This window comes from Magnetospirillum sp. XM-1, assembly GCF_001511835.1.
Taxonomy (GTDB): Bacteria; Pseudomonadota; Alphaproteobacteria; order Rhodospirillales; family Magnetospirillaceae; genus Phaeospirillum.
This window is the reverse complement of the sequence record NZ_LN997848.1, coordinates 4,737,207-4,753,382: the sequence shown is the minus strand read 5'-3', so window position 1 is coordinate 4,753,382 and position 16,176 is coordinate 4,737,207. Positions and strand designations below refer to the sequence as shown.

Annotated in this window: 14 protein-coding genes and 2 tRNA genes; 7 read left to right on the top strand and 9 right to left on the bottom strand. The window is 66.9% G+C overall.

The features are described from left to right. The first annotated feature begins 21 nt into the window (after positions 1-21). The 3 genes from XM1_RS25180 to XM1_RS21670 all read left to right on the top strand — a co-directional run bounded on the left by XM1_RS25180 (position 22) and on the right by XM1_RS21670 (position 2,460). On the top strand, positions 22-510 hold the full coding sequence (locus tag XM1_RS25180) for a flagellar biosynthesis regulator FlaF (protein ID WP_304439550.1): 489 nt from the start codon (positions 22-24) through the stop codon (positions 508-510). Positions 511-613: 103 nt separating this feature from the next. Beyond that, positions 614-1,711: a hypothetical protein gene (locus XM1_RS21675; protein WP_068437139.1), complete on the top strand. Its 1,098-nt coding sequence runs from the start codon at positions 614-616 to the stop codon at positions 1,709-1,711. Further along, positions 1,711-2,460 (top strand): tetratricopeptide repeat protein, encoded by a 750-nt coding sequence (locus tag XM1_RS21670; protein WP_082700756.1) that lies wholly within the window; start codon positions 1,711-1,713, stop codon positions 2,458-2,460. Before XM1_RS21675 ends, XM1_RS21670 begins: the two co-directional genes overlap by 1 nt. Before the next feature lie 116 nt (positions 2,461-2,576). Here the strand turns inward: XM1_RS21670 and XM1_RS21665 are convergent. Both XM1_RS21665 and XM1_RS21660 read right to left on the bottom strand, forming a co-directional pair. Beyond that, positions 2,577-2,653 (bottom strand) — tRNA-His (locus XM1_RS21665). Positions 2,654-2,696: 43 nt separating this feature from the next. Further along, positions 2,697-3,866 (bottom strand): aminotransferase, encoded by a 1,170-nt coding sequence (locus XM1_RS21660; protein ID WP_068437138.1) that lies wholly within the window; start codon positions 3,864-3,866, stop codon positions 2,697-2,699. 237 nt (positions 3,867-4,103) lie between these two features. Here XM1_RS21660 and XM1_RS21655 point away from each other — a divergent pair, with 237 nt between their 5' ends. Together XM1_RS21655 and glnA are read left to right on the top strand one after the other, a co-directional pair. Continuing rightward, the gene (locus XM1_RS21655) at positions 4,104-4,442 is read left to right on the top strand and encodes a P-II family nitrogen regulator (protein ID WP_008616616.1); all 339 of its coding nucleotides are present in this window, start codon (positions 4,104-4,106) and stop codon (positions 4,440-4,442) included. Positions 4,443-4,522: 80 nt separating this feature from the next. Further along, positions 4,523-5,935 carry a type I glutamate--ammonia ligase gene (glnA, locus tag XM1_RS21650; RefSeq protein WP_068437136.1) on the top strand — a complete coding sequence of 471 codons (1,413 nt, stop codon included), beginning with the start codon at positions 4,523-4,525 and terminating at the stop codon, positions 5,933-5,935. A 101-nt stretch (positions 5,936-6,036) separates the two neighbouring features. On the opposite strand, the gene XM1_RS21645 is transcribed toward glnA, so the two are convergent. The 3 genes from XM1_RS21645 to XM1_RS21635 are packed head-to-tail and all read right to left on the bottom strand — an operon-like array spanning position 6,037 to position 10,628. Beyond that, on the bottom strand, positions 6,037-6,978 hold the full coding sequence (locus XM1_RS21645) for a DmsC/YnfH family molybdoenzyme membrane anchor subunit (RefSeq protein ID WP_068437135.1): 942 nt from the start codon (positions 6,976-6,978) through the stop codon (positions 6,037-6,039). A gap of 16 nt (positions 6,979-6,994) precedes the next feature. Further along, positions 6,995-7,732: a 4Fe-4S dicluster domain-containing protein gene (locus XM1_RS21640; protein WP_068437133.1), complete on the bottom strand. Its 738-nt coding sequence runs from the start codon at positions 7,730-7,732 to the stop codon at positions 6,995-6,997. A 1-nt stretch (position 7,733) separates the two neighbouring features. Next, complete coding sequence (locus XM1_RS21635; RefSeq protein WP_068437131.1) at positions 7,734-10,628, bottom strand: molybdopterin oxidoreductase family protein; 2,895 nt, start codon at positions 10,626-10,628, stop codon at positions 7,734-7,736. 185 nt (positions 10,629-10,813) lie between these two features. Here XM1_RS21635 and XM1_RS21630 point away from each other — a divergent pair, with 185 nt between their 5' ends. Together XM1_RS21630 and XM1_RS21625 are read left to right on the top strand one after the other, a co-directional pair. Then, positions 10,814-11,932: a radical SAM protein gene (locus XM1_RS21630; protein WP_068437128.1), complete on the top strand. Its 1,119-nt coding sequence runs from the start codon at positions 10,814-10,816 to the stop codon at positions 11,930-11,932. After that, on the top strand, positions 11,913-12,416 hold the full coding sequence (locus XM1_RS21625) for an OmpA family protein (protein WP_068437127.1): 504 nt from the start codon (positions 11,913-11,915) through the stop codon (positions 12,414-12,416). Before XM1_RS21630 ends, XM1_RS21625 begins: the two co-directional genes overlap by 20 nt. On the opposite strand, the gene XM1_RS21620 is transcribed toward XM1_RS21625, so the two are convergent. The 4 genes from XM1_RS21620 to XM1_RS21605 form a co-directional block, all read right to left on the bottom strand. Continuing rightward, positions 12,410-12,886 carry a hypothetical protein gene (locus XM1_RS21620; protein ID WP_068437125.1) on the bottom strand — a complete coding sequence of 159 codons (477 nt, stop codon included), beginning with the start codon at positions 12,884-12,886 and terminating at the stop codon, positions 12,410-12,412. The genes XM1_RS21625 and XM1_RS21620 overlap by 7 nt on opposite strands. A gap of 2 nt (positions 12,887-12,888) precedes the next feature. Next, the gene (locus tag XM1_RS21615) at positions 12,889-15,099 is read right to left on the bottom strand and encodes a methyl-accepting chemotaxis protein (RefSeq protein ID WP_231920619.1); all 2,211 of its coding nucleotides are present in this window, start codon (positions 15,097-15,099) and stop codon (positions 12,889-12,891) included. 202 nt (positions 15,100-15,301) lie between these two features. Continuing rightward, positions 15,302-15,377 (bottom strand) — tRNA-Ile (locus XM1_RS21610). A 91-nt stretch (positions 15,378-15,468) separates the two neighbouring features. After that, the gene (locus tag XM1_RS21605) at positions 15,469-16,026 is read right to left on the bottom strand and encodes a transglutaminase-like domain-containing protein (RefSeq protein ID WP_068437123.1); all 558 of its coding nucleotides are present in this window, start codon (positions 16,024-16,026) and stop codon (positions 15,469-15,471) included. Between the last annotated feature and the right edge of the window lie 150 nt (positions 16,027-16,176).

Genomic DNA, 16,176 nt, shown 5'->3' with positions numbered 1-16,176 from the left:
CGAGAAGTGATGGGAGAGGTTATGAATCCTTACAGCAACGCAGCCCACGCCGCCAGTATCCCCCAGGAGGGCAATCCGCGTGAAACGGAAGCCTGGGCGCTGACCGAGGCGGCCCGTCGCATGGCTTCGGCCTCCCGCGGCGAGGCCGAGGGCATGCGCGAGGCGCTGCGGCTCAACTGGAAACTCTGGACCATCTTCCAGGCCGACCTGATCGGCAAGGTCGAGGCTGGCGAGTCGACGGAGACCGTCGTCAACATGCTGAGCCTGTGTCAGTTCGTCGATTTCCATACCGTCGCCGCCCTGACCGAGCCCACCGCCGCCAAGCTCGAGGTGCTGGTCAACATCAACCGCAACATCGCCAGCGGCTTGCGCGATTCCCTGGCGCGCGAGGCCCGTGAAGCCGCCGCCGCCGGTGCGACCGACCCCGCCGCCGCCGCGCCCGCGCCCACCGGCGCCTACGCTCCTCCGGCGCCCGGCGCCGCCCACACGCCCATCAGCGCCACCGCCTGATACGGGCGCAGGGTGCCTTCTTTCATCCCCGGACCTGGGCCCGCCGCCTTCGTCCGGGGATTTTGATTCCGCATCGCCCCGTCCAGTCCCGCCCCGCCCCGCCATGACCCGACCGTCCCGTCCCCTGATGCTGTTCGCCGCCGCCGATCCGGGGGGCGCCAACGCCATCCTTCCCGTTGCCGTGCTGCTGGCCGGGCAGGGCGACGAGGTGGCCATTCTCGATCACGGCTTTCTCGGGCGTAACGCGCCGGCCGGTCTGCGTCGCCTGTCTCCACCCACCGGGGAAGACCTGGGGGCCTGGATGGAGGCGTCCGGGGTGGGCGGTCTGTGCTTCGGAACCTCGCTGGCCGACCATCTGCCCCTTGCCCTGGCCCGTGCCGCGAGGGAGCGGGGGATGCCGGTGCTGTGCGTGCTGGACAACTGGATGAATTACCGCGCCCGTCTGGGCATGGATGGCGGCGCGGCGCTGATTCCCGATATTTACGCCGTCATGGACGACAAGGCGCATAACGAGGCCCTGGCCGAGGGCGTGCCGGCCGGCTGCCTGCGGGTGACCGGCCATCCTGGCCTTGCCGGACTGGCCGCGGATGCCGCCGCCGCCGCCGATAGCGGCTGGCGGCGGCAACTGCGCGGCCGTCTGGGCCTTGGCCTCGAGGGCAAGGGACTGGTCGCCTTCATCGGCGAGCCGGTTTCCAAGGATCAGGGCACCGGGCCCGAATCCGCCAGCTGGCGCGGCTATACCGAACGCGACGTCCTGCGGTTGCTGTGCCGGGAATTGCAGCCTTGGGCCGGTCGCCTGGAGGTGGCCATCGTTCCCCACCCGCGCGACGACGTGGTGGAGTTGACGGATTTGTGGCAAACCAGCCGGGGCGCCCTGGGGGGCGGTCTGGTCGAAGGCGTCTCGGGACGCCAGGTGATGCTGGCCGCCGACCGGGTGGCGGGCATGGCCTCGATCCTTCTCTACGAGGCGTGGCTGGTGGGCAAGCCGGCCATCAGCCTGCAGCCCGGACTGGTCCGTTCCGACCTGGGGGGCGCCGTCCGCCGGCCCGGCATCGCCGTGGTGAGCGAAGGCGGACAGGCCGGGGCGGCCATCGCCGCGTGGCTGGCGGAGGAACCGCGAGACATGCGGCCGGATTGCCTGCTGCACGGCGCGGCGCCGGCGCGGCTGGCGGAAGTGATGCGAAACCTGATGGGGACATGATGGCGAAGTCTGATCGGATCGAAGAAGCGCTGGCCAAGGCCCGGCAGGGCGACCTGTCCAAGGCCCGCACCGTCTCCCGCGAGTTGGGCAAGGTGCCGCCCGGCCATCCCGGCCTGATGGAACTGGCCGTTGCCGCCCATGGCATGGGCGACCTGCTCCTGGCGCTGAAATTCCTCGACCGCGCGGCGGTGTCGGGCTCCATCGACGCTCTGTACGGGCGGGGCGTGCTGCTGGGGGCGCTCGACCGGCTGGACGAGGCGCGGGCCGCGTTGCGCAAATGCCTGGAGCGGGCCCCGGACCATGAGGCCGCGCTCACCAATCTGGGGGGGCTGGAACAGATGGCCGGCGACCCGGAGGCGGCGGAGCGCTGCTATCGCGAGGTTCTGAGGCTTTCCCCCGATGCCGCCCTGGCGCTGCACAATCTGGCCGGGCTGTGCCTGGCCCAGGGGCGGCAGGAGGAGGCCGAGGAATTCGCCCGCCGTGCCCATGGCTTGCGGCCCGGCCCGGACACCGCCCTGCGCCTCGCCGCTATCCTGGGCGAGACCGGCCGTCATGCCGAGGCGGCCGACATGCTGCGGCCGGTGATCGATTCCTATCCCGGCGACGGCCGGCTGTGGCGGGCGGCGGGCCATGCCGCCAACACGCTGGGGCGCAAGTCGGAGGCCCTGGCGGCATTCCGGAACGCCCAGGGACTCGATCCCGAGGATTACGAGGCCAGCCGCATGGTGGCGATCCTCAGCGAGGGGTGATGAGGGGTGATGTCTATCCGGGGCAACGCCCCGGATCTTCCCTTGCCGTTCAGGCACGCGGCCGGACGCAGGCAAAAGCCGGCGGCTGCGGAACGGAACGAAATCAAAGGGGGGAATGGGGCGAGTGATCGGAATCGAACCGACGACATCCAGTACCACAAACTGGCGCTCTAACCAACTGAGCTACACCCGCCACCGGGGGAGGCCGCATGTTTAGCCAAATCCGGGGGCGCCCGTCAAGGGCCTATCCTCGCAAAAAACCGTTCCAGCCGCATTACCGCCTCGTCGATGGCGCCTTCCGTCTTGGCGAAGCAGAAGCGGGCGAAGTGGTTGACGTCGCCGCCCTGGTAGAAGGCGCTGACCGGAATGGCCGTCACGCCGGCCTGTTCGGTGATGTGGCGGCAAAATTCCCCATCGTCGCCGGCAAAGCCCAGGGGGCGGAAATCGGCGGTGATGAAATAGCTGCCCCCGGTGGCCATCACCTGGAAGCCGACCCGCTCCAGACCGGCGGTGAGGCGGTCGCGGCGCTCGGCCAGCATGGCGGCCAGCCCGTCATAGTACGAATCCTCCTTGCCCAGGCCCCAGGCCACGGCGGCCTGCAGGTTGGGCGGCGTGGTGAAGGTCAGGTATTGGTGGGCCTTGGCCACCGGGCCCAGGACGTGCGGTTCGGCGATGACCCAGCCCACCTTCCAGCCCGTCAGCGAGAAGATCTTGCCCGCCGAGCCGATCTTCAGGCAGCGGCTCCGCATGCCCGGCAGGGTCATCAGCGGCACGTGCCGGCGGCCGTCATAGACCAGATGCTCGTAGACCTCGTCGCAGACGCAATAGGCGTCGAAGCGCTCTAAGAGGCCGGCGACGAACTCCAACTCGTCCTGCCCCCACACCTTGCCGGCCGGATTCATCGGCGTGTTGAGCAGCATCAGCTTGGTCCTGGGCGAGAAGGCGGCGGCCAGCGCCTCTCTCGGCAGATCCCAATGGGGCGGCTCGACGCGGACCAGCTTAGGCGTGCCGCCCGCCCGGCGGATGATGGGCAGATAGGAATCGTAAAGCGGCTCGATGAGGACCACCTCGTCGCCCGGCTCGATCAGGCCGAACAGGCAGGCGGCCAGGGCCTCGGTGGCGCCGGACGTCACCATCACCTCGGCCATGGGGTCCAGCTCCAGGCCGTAGAACCGCCGGTCATGGGCGGCGACGGCGGTTCGCAGGTCGGGGGTTCCCATCATGGAGGGATACTGGTTGGGCCCCGCCGTTACCGCCTCGGCCGCCTTGGCGATTACGTCGGCGGGTTCGAGGCCTTCGGGGAAGCCCTGGCCCAGGTTGACGGCGCCATGGGCCTGGGCCAGGCGCGACATGGTCTCGAAGATGGTGGTGCCGAACGACGACAGAATGGAGTTGGCGGGCTTCAACGGGGCTGCTCCGGCAAGGAATCTGGACGCTTAAGCCTAGCCTGGAAGGCGGGTCCGGGTGAAGGGGAAGCGAATTGCCCGAGAAATAGGCGCAAATGCCTGAAAATAGGGCATCTTTGTCTGGAGATTCCTGGAATTCGGGCGCTTTTCCGGGTGGCCGAAGTGGCACGATGCGTGCTAAATGAGTCGCGCGTTTTGACGCGGGTTCGCAACGCCAATCCGAAAGACGGCGGGTTCATGAAGAAGATCGAAGCCATCATCAAGCCCTTCAAGCTCGACGAGGTGAAGGAAGCCCTTCACGAGGTCGGCCTCCAGGGCCTTACCGTGACCGAGGCCAAGGGTTTCGGCCGGCAGAAGGGGCATACCGAGCTCTATCGCGGCGCCGAGTACGTGGTGGATTTCCTGCCTAAGGTCAAGATCGAGCTGGTCATCGAGGACAACCTGGTGGAGCGCGCCGTCGAGGCCATCCAGCAGGCCGCCCATACGGGCCGCATCGGTGACGGCAAGATCTTCATCTCCACGGTGGAAGAGGCCATCCGCATCCGCACCGGCGAGCGCGGCAGCGACGCCATCTGAGTTTTCATCCCTCCCGCGGCTCTTGGTAGGGCGGCGGGGCGGGAACGCGTGTTCAACTCTCAACTCTCAGGAATGTGACCATGTCCGACGACATCAAGAAGGTCCTCGAACTGATCAAGGAAAACGACGTGAAGTACGTCGATTTCCGCTTCACCGACCCGCGCGGCAAGTGGCAGCACACCGCCCAGCATGTGTGCACCGTTGACGCCGACATGCTGAACGAAGGCATCATGTTCGACGGCTCGTCGATCGCCGGCTGGAAGAGCATCAACGAGTCCGACATGATCCTGAAGCCCGACGCCTCGTCGGCCGTCATGGATCCCTTCGCCGCCCAGTCGCAGCTGATCATCAACTGCGACATCGTCGAGCCCGCCACCGGCCAGCTCTATGACCGCGACCCGCGCTCCATCGCCAAGCGCGCCGAGGCTTATGTGAAGTCCTCGGGCGTGGGCGACGCCACCTATTTCGGCCCCGAGGCCGAGTTCTTCGTGTTCGACGACGTCAAGTACGAACTCGGCATGAACAAGGGCTACTACGAGCTGCGCTCGGAAGACGGCGTCGAGGCCCAGGGCCGCGACTTCGCCGAGGGCAACCTGGGCCACCGCCCGGGCGTCAAGGGCGGCTACTTCCCGGTTCCGCCGGTGGACGGCCACGTCGACATGCGCGCCGAGATGCTGACCGTGATGGGTGAGATGGGCCTGCCCATCGAGAAGCACCACCACGAAGTGGCCTCGTCGCAGCACGAGCTGGGCATCAAGTTCGGCGGCCTGGTCGAGGCTGCGGACTGGATCCAGATCTACAAGTACGTGGTCCACAACGTCGCCGCCTCCTACGGCAAGACCGCGACCTTCATGCCGAAGCCGATCTATGGCGACAACGGCTCGGGCATGCACGTCCACCAGTCCATCTGGAAGGCCGGCAAGCCCCTGTTCGCCGGTTCGGGCTATGCCGACCTGTCGGATACCGCTCTGTACTACATCGGCGGCATCATCAAGCACGCCAAGGCCATCAACGCCTTCACCAACCCGCTGACCAACAGCTACAAGCGCCTGATCCCCGGCTTCGAAGCCCCGGTTCTGCTGGCCTACTCGGCCCGCAACCGTTCGGCCTCCTGCCGCATCCCCTACTCGGCCTCGCCGAAGGGCAAGCGCGTGGAAGTTCGTTTCCCCGACCCCGGCGCGAACCCCTACCTGGCCTTCTCGGCCATGCTGATGGCCGGCCTGGACGGTATCGCCAACAAGATCCACCCCGGCGATCCCATGGACAAGAACCTGTACGACCTGCCGCCCGAGGAGCTGTCCCAGGTTCCGACCGTGTGCGGCTCGCTGCGTGAGGCCCTCGAGGCCCTGCGTGCCAACAACGACTTCCTGTGCAAGGGCGACGTGTTCTCGAAGGAATTCATCGAGAGCTACATCGAGCTCAAGTACGAGGAAGTGTATCGTTTCGAGCACACCCCGCACCCGGTCGAATTCCAGATGTACTACTCGGTCTAAGTCCCGAGTTTTCATCCGGTTCGATGAAGAAGCCCCCGCCAGGAAACTGGCGGGGGTTTTTCGTTCGGGGAAGCGCGGTGTTCGTCGGTGCGCGGCTCAGCTCAGCCCTTGGCCTGGTAGTACAGGCTTTGGACGTGGGTTCCGGCCGCGAAGAACGCCCAGCGTTCGGCCAGCAGGCCCACATACTGGCAGAGGAAGGCCAGCACCGGCTGGCCCGCCAGCAGCAGCGCCGCCGGCACCACGAAGGCGGCGGCCAGGAAGAATACGGACACGCCCTTCACCGTCTCGGCCCCGCCGGGGGCGGCGAACTCGATGGTGTTGAACGAGCTGCCCATGAAGCCCTGGGTCACCTGACGGATCTGGGAGTGATGGATGCCGATGGCGCTTTTCATGGTGGAAAGCGGCTCGGCCGTGGCGTTCAGCCACAGCTGGAAGGCCCGCGCCGCCAGGGCCAGCAGGGTCAGCCACAGGGCGGACGCCCCCATGAAGCCGGCCAGCGCATTGCCGCCGAGCTGGGCGTAGGCGGCGGCCAGGGTGAAGCCCGAGGCCAGGCCCATCAGCAGGTAGTTGACCACAGTCCAGCCTGAGGCCCACTGGCGGATGAAGCGCACGCAGGCATAGATCATGCCGGTGCAGACGAACAGGGCCAGCGAGGCCAGGGTGGCGAGCAGCCCCAGCACCAGGGGCAGGTCCAGGGCCGCGCCATTGCCCAGCCGGGCCAGCACCGGCGCCCAGCCGAAGGCGTTGACCACGGCGTAGAGGAAAGCCAGCCCCGCGACAACGGGGATGAGGATCACTTCCCGGGACAGCCACGAGGTGCGCCAGCGCGTCGCCGCCCGCCAGCCCCGCTGGGGATTGGCCAGATGGAACACCGAGGCCACCAGTCCCAGGCACAGCAGCGCCAGCGCCACGGCGCCGCCCAGGGCGTAGAAACCGCCGCTTTCGCCCCCGGCATAGATCTGTCCGATGGTCAGCGCGATCAGCAGGCCTTGGGCCGCGCCGATCAGGGTGGTGAGGAAGATCACTGAGAATGCGGGCTTCATGATGTGCTCCTCCCCCTTACCAGCTGGAAACGCCGTCGATGGTGGGCGTGGTGAAGGCGGGACGGGGCTTCTCGCCCTCGGCCTTCAGCGGGTTGTCGACGCGCACCAGTTCATCCGGATGAAGGGTGGTGGTGGTCTTGCGCCGGGGCAGGTAGTGGTTGGCAGGCCGGGTGCCCCATTCCGGCATCAGCTGGAAGCCGCCATTGTCGCGGATGGCCTGGGCCGCCTCGGAATTGGGGTCGTTGACGTCGCCGAAGATGCGGGCACCCGCCGGGCAGGCCAGAACGCAGGCGGGCTTTCTGCGCGCCTCCTCGATGGTCTGGTCGTAGATGCGGTCGACGCACAGCGTGCACTTCTTCATGACGCCCTGGACGGGGTCGAACTCACGCGCGCCGTAGGGGCACGACCACGAGCAGTACTTGCAGCCGATGCACTTGTCGTAATCCACCAGGACGATGCCGTCCTCTTCGCGCTTATAGGACGCCCCGGTGGGGCAGACCGGCACGCAGGGCGGCTCCTCGCAATGGAGGCAGGATTTGGGGAAGTGGATGGTCTCGGTATTGGGGAAGGTGCCGCATTCATAGGTCTGGACGCGGTTGAAGAACACCCCCGTCGGATCGGCGCCGTAGGGGTTCTGGTCGGTCAGCGGACCAGCCCAGCCCGAGGTGTTCCATTCCTTGCACGACGTCACGCAGGCATGGCAGCCGACGCAGACGTTGAGGTCGATGACCAGGGCGAGTTGCTTCTTGCTCATGTCACTTCCTCCCGGCCAGGAAGGCGCGGACCTTCGACTTGAAGTCGATGGTCTGGCCGGGCAGCGGTCGCATGGGCTTGAACTGGGGCCAGCTTTCCCCTTCCTCGCCCGGCTTGCACTTGGTGACGCGGACCTTGAGGTCGTACCACGCCGCCTGACCGGTGACCGGATCGGAATTGGAGACGTGGCTGTCGCCCACCATGCGGGGCAGCTCCTCGGAAATCAGGTGATTGAGCAGGAAGCCCTTTTTCGACTCGTCGGCGTCGGGGTCAAGTCCCCAGGCGCCCGAGGCCTTGCCGATGGCGTTCCAGGTCCACACCGTGCCCGGTTCCACCGCCTCGGTGAAGCGGGCCTGGCACTTGATCTTGCCCCACGGGCTTTCCACCCACACCCAGTCGGCATCGCCGAAATTGCCCAGCGCGCCCACCTTGGGGTGCATGAACAAGACGTTGCTGGTGTGGATCTGGCGCAGCCAGGCGTTCTGGGAATCCCAGGAATGGTACATGGCCATGGGCCGCTGGGTCAGCGCCGACAGCGGGAAGGAATGCCCGTCCGAGCACCGCCATTCCAGGGGCGTGTAGTAGAAGGGCAGGGGATCGAAGAAGGTCTTCACCCGGTCGCGCAGGCGGTCGGGGGGCTGCTTGCCCTTCCACTTGCCCTCGGCGGCGAGGCGGAACTTCTGCAGCACCTCGGAATAGAGGTGCGGCATGATCGGGTCGGTAAAGCGCACCAGACGGTGGCGGTAGGCCCAGTCCAGGTAGCCCTTGTTCCAGTTGCGCATGTATTGGAAGCTGGGCGGCAGTTCGTAATGGAAGTGGTTGTTGTTGCGCGCGTACTGGTCCCACTGGTTGGGATTGGGTTCGCCCACCAGGAACTTCTCGCCCGCTCTTCCGCGCCAGCCCGACAGAAAGCCGATGCCGGACCCCGGTTCGGTCTCGAAATTGACGATGAAGTCGGGATAGTCGCGGAACTTGCGGCTTCCGTCCTTGTTGGTGAAGGCCGGCAGCTTGAGGCGCGTCGCCAACTCGATGATCACTTCCTGGAACGGCTTGCTGTCCCCCATGGGCGGCAGAATCGGCACGCGCACCGAATCGACGGGGCCGTCGAATTCCGAGATGGGCCGGTCCAGGATGCTCATCACGTCGTGGCGTTCGAGATAGGTGGTGTCGGGCAGCACCAGATCGGCGAAGGCCACCGTCTCGGACTGGAAGGCGTCGCACACCACCAGGAAGGGGATCTTGTAGTTCCCCTGTTCGTCCTTGTCGGTGAGCATCTCCCTCACCCCGGACGTGTTCATGGTGGAGTTCCAGGCCATGTTGGCCATGAACAGCAGCAGCGTGTCGATGGGGTAGGGATCGCCCTTCCAGGCATTGGTGATGGCGTTGTGCATCATGCCGTGGACGGACAGCGGGTATTCCCAGGAAAAGCCCTTGTCCAGGCGGATGGGCTCGCCGTTCGCATCCACCGACAGGTCGTCGGGGTCGGCGGGCCAGCCCAAGGGCGTGCCCACCAGCGCCTCGCCGGCCTTGACCGCCTGCGGGCCCTTGGGCGGCTTGGGGCAGGGCGGGATGGGACGCGGGAAGGGGGCGCGGTGCCGGAACCCGCCCGGCCGGTCGATGGTGCCCAACAGCGTCATCAGGATGGCCAGGGCGCGGGTGGTGTGAAAGCCGTTGGAATGGGCCGCAAGGCCGCGCATGGCGTGGAAGGCCACCGGGTTGCCGGTGATCTTGTCGTGCTCGGTGCCCCAGCAATCGGTCCAGGCGATGGGCAGCTCGATGGTCTGGTCGCGCGCCGTGACGCCCATCTCGTGGGCCAGGCGGCGGATGGTGGCGGCGGGAATGCCGGTGATGCCCTCGGCCCATTCCGGGGTGTAGTCCTTCACCCGCTCCTTGAGAAGCTGCAGCGAGGGCTTGACCGGGGTGCCGTCGTCGAGGGCGTAGGAGCCGAACAGGCGGCCCTCGGTCCCCTTGGTGCGGGCGATGACCGGCTTGTTGGACTCGCGGTCCCACCACATCTTGTCGGGCGTCTCGAAGGTGTCGGGCCGCACCGGCACGCTGCCCTCGCGCACAAACAGGCCGAAGGAATCGCTGTCGGCGTTCTGGTTCACCAGTTCGGCGGCGTTGGTGTAGCGGATCAGGAAGTCGCGGTCGAAAAGGCCCAGCTCCATGATCTCACGCACCAGGGCCAGCAGCAGGGCGCCGTCGGTGCCGGGGCGGATGGGCACCCACTCGTCGGCGATGGCGGCATAGCCGGTGCGTACCGGATTGATGGCGATGAAGCGCCCGCCGCCGCGCTTGAAGGCGGCGAGGTCGCGCTTCATGGGATTGGAGTGGTGGTCCTCGGCGGTGCCGATCATCACGAACAGCTTGGCCCGCTCGAGATCGGGGCCGCCGAATTCCCAGAAGCTGCCGCCGATGGTGTAGATCATGCCGGCCGCCATGTTGACCGAGCAGAAGCCGCCATGGGCGGCGTAATTGGGAGTGCCGAACTTGGCGGCGAACAGGCCGGTCAGGGCCTGCATCTGGTCGCGCCCCGTGAACAGCGCGAACTTCTTCGGGTCGGTGGCCCGCAGATGGCCCAGGCGCTCGGCCAGCGTCGAGAAGGCCTCTTCCCAGCTGATGGGCTCGAAGGCGCCTTCGCCCCGCTCGGCGCCGTCCTTGCGCTTCAATGGCTTGGTCAGGCGGGCGGGCGAGTACTGCTTCATGATGCCCGAGGCACCCTTGGCGCACATGATGCCCTTGTTCAAGGGATGGTCGGGGTTGCCCTCGATGTAACGGACCTCGCCGTCGCGCAGGTGCACGCGGATGCCGCAGCGGCAGGCGCACATGTAGCACGTGGTGGTCTTCACTTCCGATCGTCCGAGATCGGAATCCGGAATGGATGCGGGATCCCTCATGCCGGCTTGCTCCCCCCTGGCATTATTTTAGCCCTCGTTTCGGGGCTGCTTTTAGAGCACTCTACTTTAGAGCGCTCTAATAAGGCAATCGCGAAAGACCCCAATTCCGCAAGGTCATTGCACCCTACCGAAGGGTGAAATTTCATGCTTGAATATGTGCGGGAAAAGCCGGTTTCGAGAGTGGGATGGATCGCCAGGACGCCGTGGCCGATACGCTGGAGCGCTTTATCGCCGCCAAGGACAGGCTGGCCGACCAGCATCCGCTGCGCTACCTGTTCTGGGAATCGACGCTGCGCTGCAATCTCGCCTGCCGCCATTGTGGCAGCGACTGCCTGCGCGACAATTCCACCCGCCACCGGGAATTGCCGCCCGAAACCGTCAAGCGGGAACTGGCCGCCATCGCCCGGGCCTTCGACCCTCACGCCATCACCTTCGCCATCATCGGCGGCGAGCCCCTGATCCGCAGCGACATCGAGGAGGTGGGGGCGTTTGCCGCCCATCTCGGCTTCGCCTGGGGGATCACCACCAACGGCATGCTGCTGGACGCCGCTCGGCTGGCCTCGCTCAAGGCGGCGGGGCTTTCCACTATTTCGGTCAGCCTGGACGGGCTGGAAGCGGACCATGATTCGCTGCGCCAGTTCAGGGGTGCCTTCCGCAAGGTGTCGGGCGCGCTGGAACGGCTGGTGGCCGATCCCTTCTACACCGCCTTCGACGTCATCTGCTGTGTCAGTTCGCTGAACATCGACCGGCTGGAGCTCTTCGTCGACCACCTCGCCGCGCTCGGCGTGCCGCAGGTGCGTTTCACCCCGGTGTTCTCGCGCGGGCGGGCGGGGCGGGGATCGGGGCTGATGCTGTCGGGGCCGCAATACCGGCAATTGCTGGCCTTTGTCGCCGGGGCCCGCCAGCGGCGGAGCGACATCGCGGTCACGCTGAGCGAGGAAGGCTATTGGGGCCCCAACTGGGAATGCCGGGTGCGCGAAGGCATGCATTATTGCGGTTCGGGCACGGTGATCGCCTCGATCCTGCATGACGGCGGCGTCACCGGCTGTCCCGCCGTGTCGCGCCGCTTTTCCGAGGGCAGTATCCGCGAGACCCCGTTCCTGGATCTGTGGCAAGGCGGGTTCGGACGTTTCCGCCGGGGCCGCCGCCACATGGCGCCCGCCGCCTGCGGGTCCTGCGACCACTGGGACCTGTGCGAGGGCGGCGGCTTTCATCTGTTCGACCCCGAGGATTCCCGGGCCCTCCATTGCGGCCTGGAGAAGATCGGCGAAATGGGAGGGTGTGATGACCGACAGCCGACGTGACTTCCTGCTGCGCTTTGCCGCCACCGCCCTGGCCGCCGCCGGGGCGGGATGCGATTCTCCGGTCGAGGCGCTGGACGAGCCCCTGGCCCGGCGCGAGCAGCCGCTGGCCGTCTACGGCCCGCCGGCCCGCCGGGACCGCCGGACTTCGCTGCTCGAGATCGAGGTCAATTTCACGGATGGTGGCCTGGACCTCGACGCCCAGGCCAGGACGATCCTGGACGGGGTGGCGGAGACGTTGAAGCGCGACCCGGAGCAGCCGGTCATCCTGGAGGGCCACGCCGACCAGCGGGGCAGCCGGGAATACAACCTGGCAGTGGGCGACCGCCGCGCCCAGGTGGTCCGCCAGTACCTGATCGAGCGGGGGATTCACCAAAACCGCATCACCGCCATTTCCTTCGGCCAGGAGCGGCCCAAGGATGCCGGCCGCACCAAGGCGGCCATGGCCGCCAACCGGCGGGTGGTGATCCGGCTCGAGCCCTATTGAGCGGAGGAACGATAGCTCCACCAGCCGTCCCGGAGATCCGGCGGCGCCGATCCGGTCAGGGCCGTCCACAGGGTGGCCAGGGTGGTGCCCGGGGGAAAGAGGCAGCGTCCGGCCTGGCGGTTGCCGAGTTGAACGGCCGCGCCGGTCAGGCAATGGCGCTGGGCGGCGGGGGCGTCGGCCGGGCCGCAGGCGGTGACGCCGCCGGAAATCCAGGCCTGTTCCCCGCTGTCCCGGTCGGCCAGGGTCAGGCGCAAGGCGGGCATGCCGGCGCAGGAAAAGCAGATTCCCCATTCCCGCAATTCCAGCCGCCGAGTCCCCGTGGCGGCGGCAAGGTCGAGGGCGTTGACGCTGGAGGGATCGGCGGTCAGCAACGCCTCTTCTCCCGACCGGCAGGCGAGCTCGCTTCCGGCCGCCGCCGCCGAGGACAGGCCCCCGGCCAGGATCGCGGCGAAAAGGGCGAGACGCCGCACGGCTAGACCGCGTAGCCCAGGCGCAAGGCTCCCCAGTGGCGCCCCCGGATCATGATGGGCGACGACACGTCGATCATCAGCACGCTCTTGTCGCCCATCTGGCGGCGATAGGTCTGGACCAGCGACGGCTTGGCGGTGTTGCGGGCGGCGGCCAGGCCGGTGGGGTCGGTGAACATGCGGCGGTTGCGGCAATTGGCGTCGTTCCACACCGGGTCCTTGCCCTGGGGCTGGGAGAACTTGGCGTTGTGGGTGGGAAGATAGCCGTTGCGGTCCACGCCGACGCAGAACACCGCCTTGGGGAACTGGGTCAGGGCCTTTTCCTGGATATCGGGGAACAGGCGGTCGGCCAGCTCGGTGAAGCGGGTGGTCACCTGCTGCGGCGCGGTGCCGGAGATGGGCTGATAGGTCTCGTCGAACAGCTGGTAGTACTCGATCTCGCCCTTGCGCACCGCCTCTTCCAGGCGCTGGGCCATCATGGCGGCGCCGTCGCGCACGTAATCGGCGTAGACCAAATCGTCGGAATGGGAGTACTGCTCCTCGTCCTTGATGGCGGCCAGGAAGGAATCCACCTCGTGGTGGAGCGAATCGGCCTTGGCCGCCAGTTGCCGGGCGGATTCGAGCACGTCGGTGGCGATCTGGCCGCTGGACGAGGTGGCGGCGCTCACCGACTGGATGGAATCGGTGACGGTCAGCGCGCCGACGGCGGCCTGTTGGACGTTGCGGGCGATTTCCTGGGTGGCGGCGTCCTGCTGGTCCACCGCCTGGGCGATCTCGGCGGCGATGGCGTCGATCTCGGTGATGGTGCCGCTGATATGGGCGATGGCTTCCACCGCCGAATTGGTGCGGGCCTGGACCACGGCGATCTGGCTGGCGATCTCGTCGGTGGCCTTGGCGGTCTGGCTGGCCAGGGTCTTGACCTCGCCCGCCACGACGGCGAAGCCCTTGCCCGCCTCGCCGGCGCGGGCCGCCTCGATGGTGGCGTTCAAGGCCAGGAGGTTGGTCTGGGCGGCGATGTCGTTGATCAGGGTCACCACCTCGCCGATGCGGCCGGCAGCCTCGGCCAGGCCGCGCACGATGTCGTTGGCCTCCTCGGATTCCTGGGCGGCGGTGCGCGCCATGGAGCTGGAATGGCTGACCCGGCGGCCGATCTCCTTGATGGAGGCCGACAGCTCCTCGGCCCCGGCCGCCACCGAATTGACGTTGTCCGAGGCCTGGGCGGCGGCGCTGGACACCGCTTCGGACTGATGCTTCACCGTCTCGGAGGTGTTGGCCATCTCGCCGGCGGTCTTTTGCATGTGGCCGCTGGCGGCGACCACCGCCTCCAGGGTGCCGGTGACGCTGGCCTCGAAGCGGGCGGCGTGCTGTTCCAGCGAGATGCGCCGCTGCTCCTTGGCCTCCTGGTCGGCCCGCTGGGCCTGCTCCAGTTCTTGGGCGCGGCGCTTGTTGGCCTTGAACACCTCGACGGCGGCGGCCATCTCGGCGATCTCGTCGCCGCGGTCGAGGAAGGGGACGGGCACGTCCAGGTCGTCGCCGGCCAGCCGGCCCATCACGTGGGTGATCTCGGCCACCGGGCCGGCGATCATGCGGCCCATGGCGAAGGTGGCCAGCGCCCCGACCAGCAGGAAGATGCCCAGCACCAGGGCGTAATCCATCTCGGTGGCGGCGGCCAGCGCCAGGGTGTCGCGATAGTCCTCGGCGGCGCGGGCGGCGGTCTTGTCGCTTAGGCCCTGCAACTCGGCGCGCAGGCCGTCATACTCGATCTCGGTGGCGCCCATCATGGACAGCGCGGTGATGTGGTCGCTGTCGTACATGCCCAGCACGTCGCCGGCCGCCAGGACGTAGTCCTTGACCCGCTTGGCCATGGTCGGATCCGCCGACATGGCCTTGAGCAGGGCGTTGGCCTTTTCGTTGAAGTCCTTGACGTCGGCGTTCAGCTGCTTGTCCAGCTGGACGATCTTGTCCTTGTCCTCCTTGGCCGCCTTCCATCCCAGGATGCGGTAGAGGTTGGATTCGATGGTGGCCGCCATGCCGTCCAGCTCGGCGGCGGCGCGGCTGTTGGCGAACGAGGTGTTGACCATGCTGTCCATGGCCGCGTTCTGCCGCGCCATGGCGAAGTGGAAGACCACTCCCAGAACCAGCATGGATGTGATCAGGATGGCCGGGGCGACGAACACCTTGATGAGAATCCGGGTGTTGGCGATCATCGCAAGCATACGTGTCCCTCCCAGGGCAATGACTGTGTTGCCCCTTCTCTTATGGAAGGCCACGTTCTGACGCGTTCGGGCAACCAGGATGATTTACGGCGAGCCTACATCTTTCACCCGATCATCGCCATAGCGCCGAACGGCGATCGGGCGCGGATGCCCCGTGCCCGGTGAGCCGGGCGGTCGTACAAGGGTTTCATGATGAAAGGATTGGTGGGCCCGGCAGGACTCGAACCTGCAACCAGACCGTTATGAGCGGCCGGCTCTAACCATTGAGCTACAGGCCCCACCGGGGGCGACCATAGCCGAGGCGTGGATGAATGCAAGAGGGGAGACGATGGAGCGTCGTCTCCCCTCTGCAGTTCTTACGCGTATCGCCTAGTCGATTTCGCCCGGGAAATTTTTCCAGCTCACCTCGGCCGGGCTGAAATTGCGCAGCGACAGGGCGGACAGGAAGGTCTGGTATTCGTCCAGGGAGTCGTAGGGGCCATGGACGCCGCGCATCTGCTTCCATTCCGATGACGGGCCGTAATCCATGACGTAGATCTTGCCGTCCACATGGAAGCCGGCGACCCAATGGTGGGTGCTGCCGCTGCCGTTGCGGATGAAGACGTAGCCGGCCTTGTAGTCGGGATTGATGCGATTGAGCGATGTGATGGCGAAACCGGCGGCGTCGGTGCAATAGCCGCTCCTGATCTCGAAGGTCTTGGCCGGCTCTCGGGTCCGAAGCGCAGCGGCGCCGCCCTGGCCGCGCTGTTTGAGCATCTGGCTGAGGCGGGAGTGGTCGAAGGTGTAGTAGGTGTTCAGCCAGTCCGCCACCTCGCGGTAGGACTTCCAGGACTGGACGGCGGAATCATAGGCGCTGGCCTGCGCCCAGGCATTCGAACCGGCAAACGCGGTCAGGACCATGGCCAGGACAAGGAGGAGTCTGTTCATGCCGAATTCCCCAAATTGGCGGCGGTCCCGGTGACGGCACCGCGTTGAACGTCGATGGGATTTACGGTAGCGAGAATCCGGATTGAGAGGAAGGTTATTTGGAATGACTAAAAGTAACGGGGAGGCGCCAGAGCGTCTCCCCGTTCGTCG

Excerpts from the sequence above, each read along its gene's own strand:
- XM1_RS25180 (WP_304439550.1), top strand. The coding sequence starts at position 22 with ATGAATCCTTACAGCAACGCAGCCCACGCCGCCAGTATCCCCCAGGAG.
- XM1_RS21675 (WP_068437139.1), top strand. The coding sequence starts at position 614 with ATGACCCGACCGTCCCGTCCCCTGATGCTGTTCGCCGCCGCCGATCCG.
- XM1_RS21670 (WP_082700756.1), top strand. The coding sequence starts at position 1,711 with ATGGCGAAGTCTGATCGGATCGAAGAAGCGCTGGCCAAGGCCCGGCAG.
- XM1_RS21655 (WP_008616616.1), top strand. The coding sequence starts at position 4,104 with ATGAAGAAGATCGAAGCCATCATCAAGCCCTTCAAGCTCGACGAGGTG.
- glnA (WP_068437136.1), top strand. The coding sequence starts at position 4,523 with ATGTCCGACGACATCAAGAAGGTCCTCGAACTGATCAAGGAAAACGAC.
- XM1_RS21645 (WP_068437135.1), bottom strand. The coding sequence starts at position 6,978 with ATGAAGCCCGCATTCTCAGTGATCTTCCTCACCACCCTGATCGGCGCG.
- XM1_RS21640 (WP_068437133.1), bottom strand. The coding sequence starts at position 7,732 with ATGAGCAAGAAGCAACTCGCCCTGGTCATCGACCTCAACGTCTGCGTC.
- XM1_RS21635 (WP_068437131.1), bottom strand. The coding sequence starts at position 10,628 with ATGAGGGATCCCGCATCCATTCCGGATTCCGATCTCGGACGATCGGAA.
- XM1_RS21630 (WP_068437128.1), top strand. The coding sequence starts at position 10,814 with ATGGATCGCCAGGACGCCGTGGCCGATACGCTGGAGCGCTTTATCGCC.
- XM1_RS21625 (WP_068437127.1), top strand. The coding sequence starts at position 11,913 with ATGACCGACAGCCGACGTGACTTCCTGCTGCGCTTTGCCGCCACCGCC.
- XM1_RS21615 (WP_231920619.1), bottom strand. The coding sequence starts at position 15,099 with ATGCTTGCGATGATCGCCAACACCCGGATTCTCATCAAGGTGTTCGTC.
- XM1_RS21605 (WP_068437123.1), bottom strand. The coding sequence starts at position 16,026 with ATGAACAGACTCCTCCTTGTCCTGGCCATGGTCCTGACCGCGTTTGCC.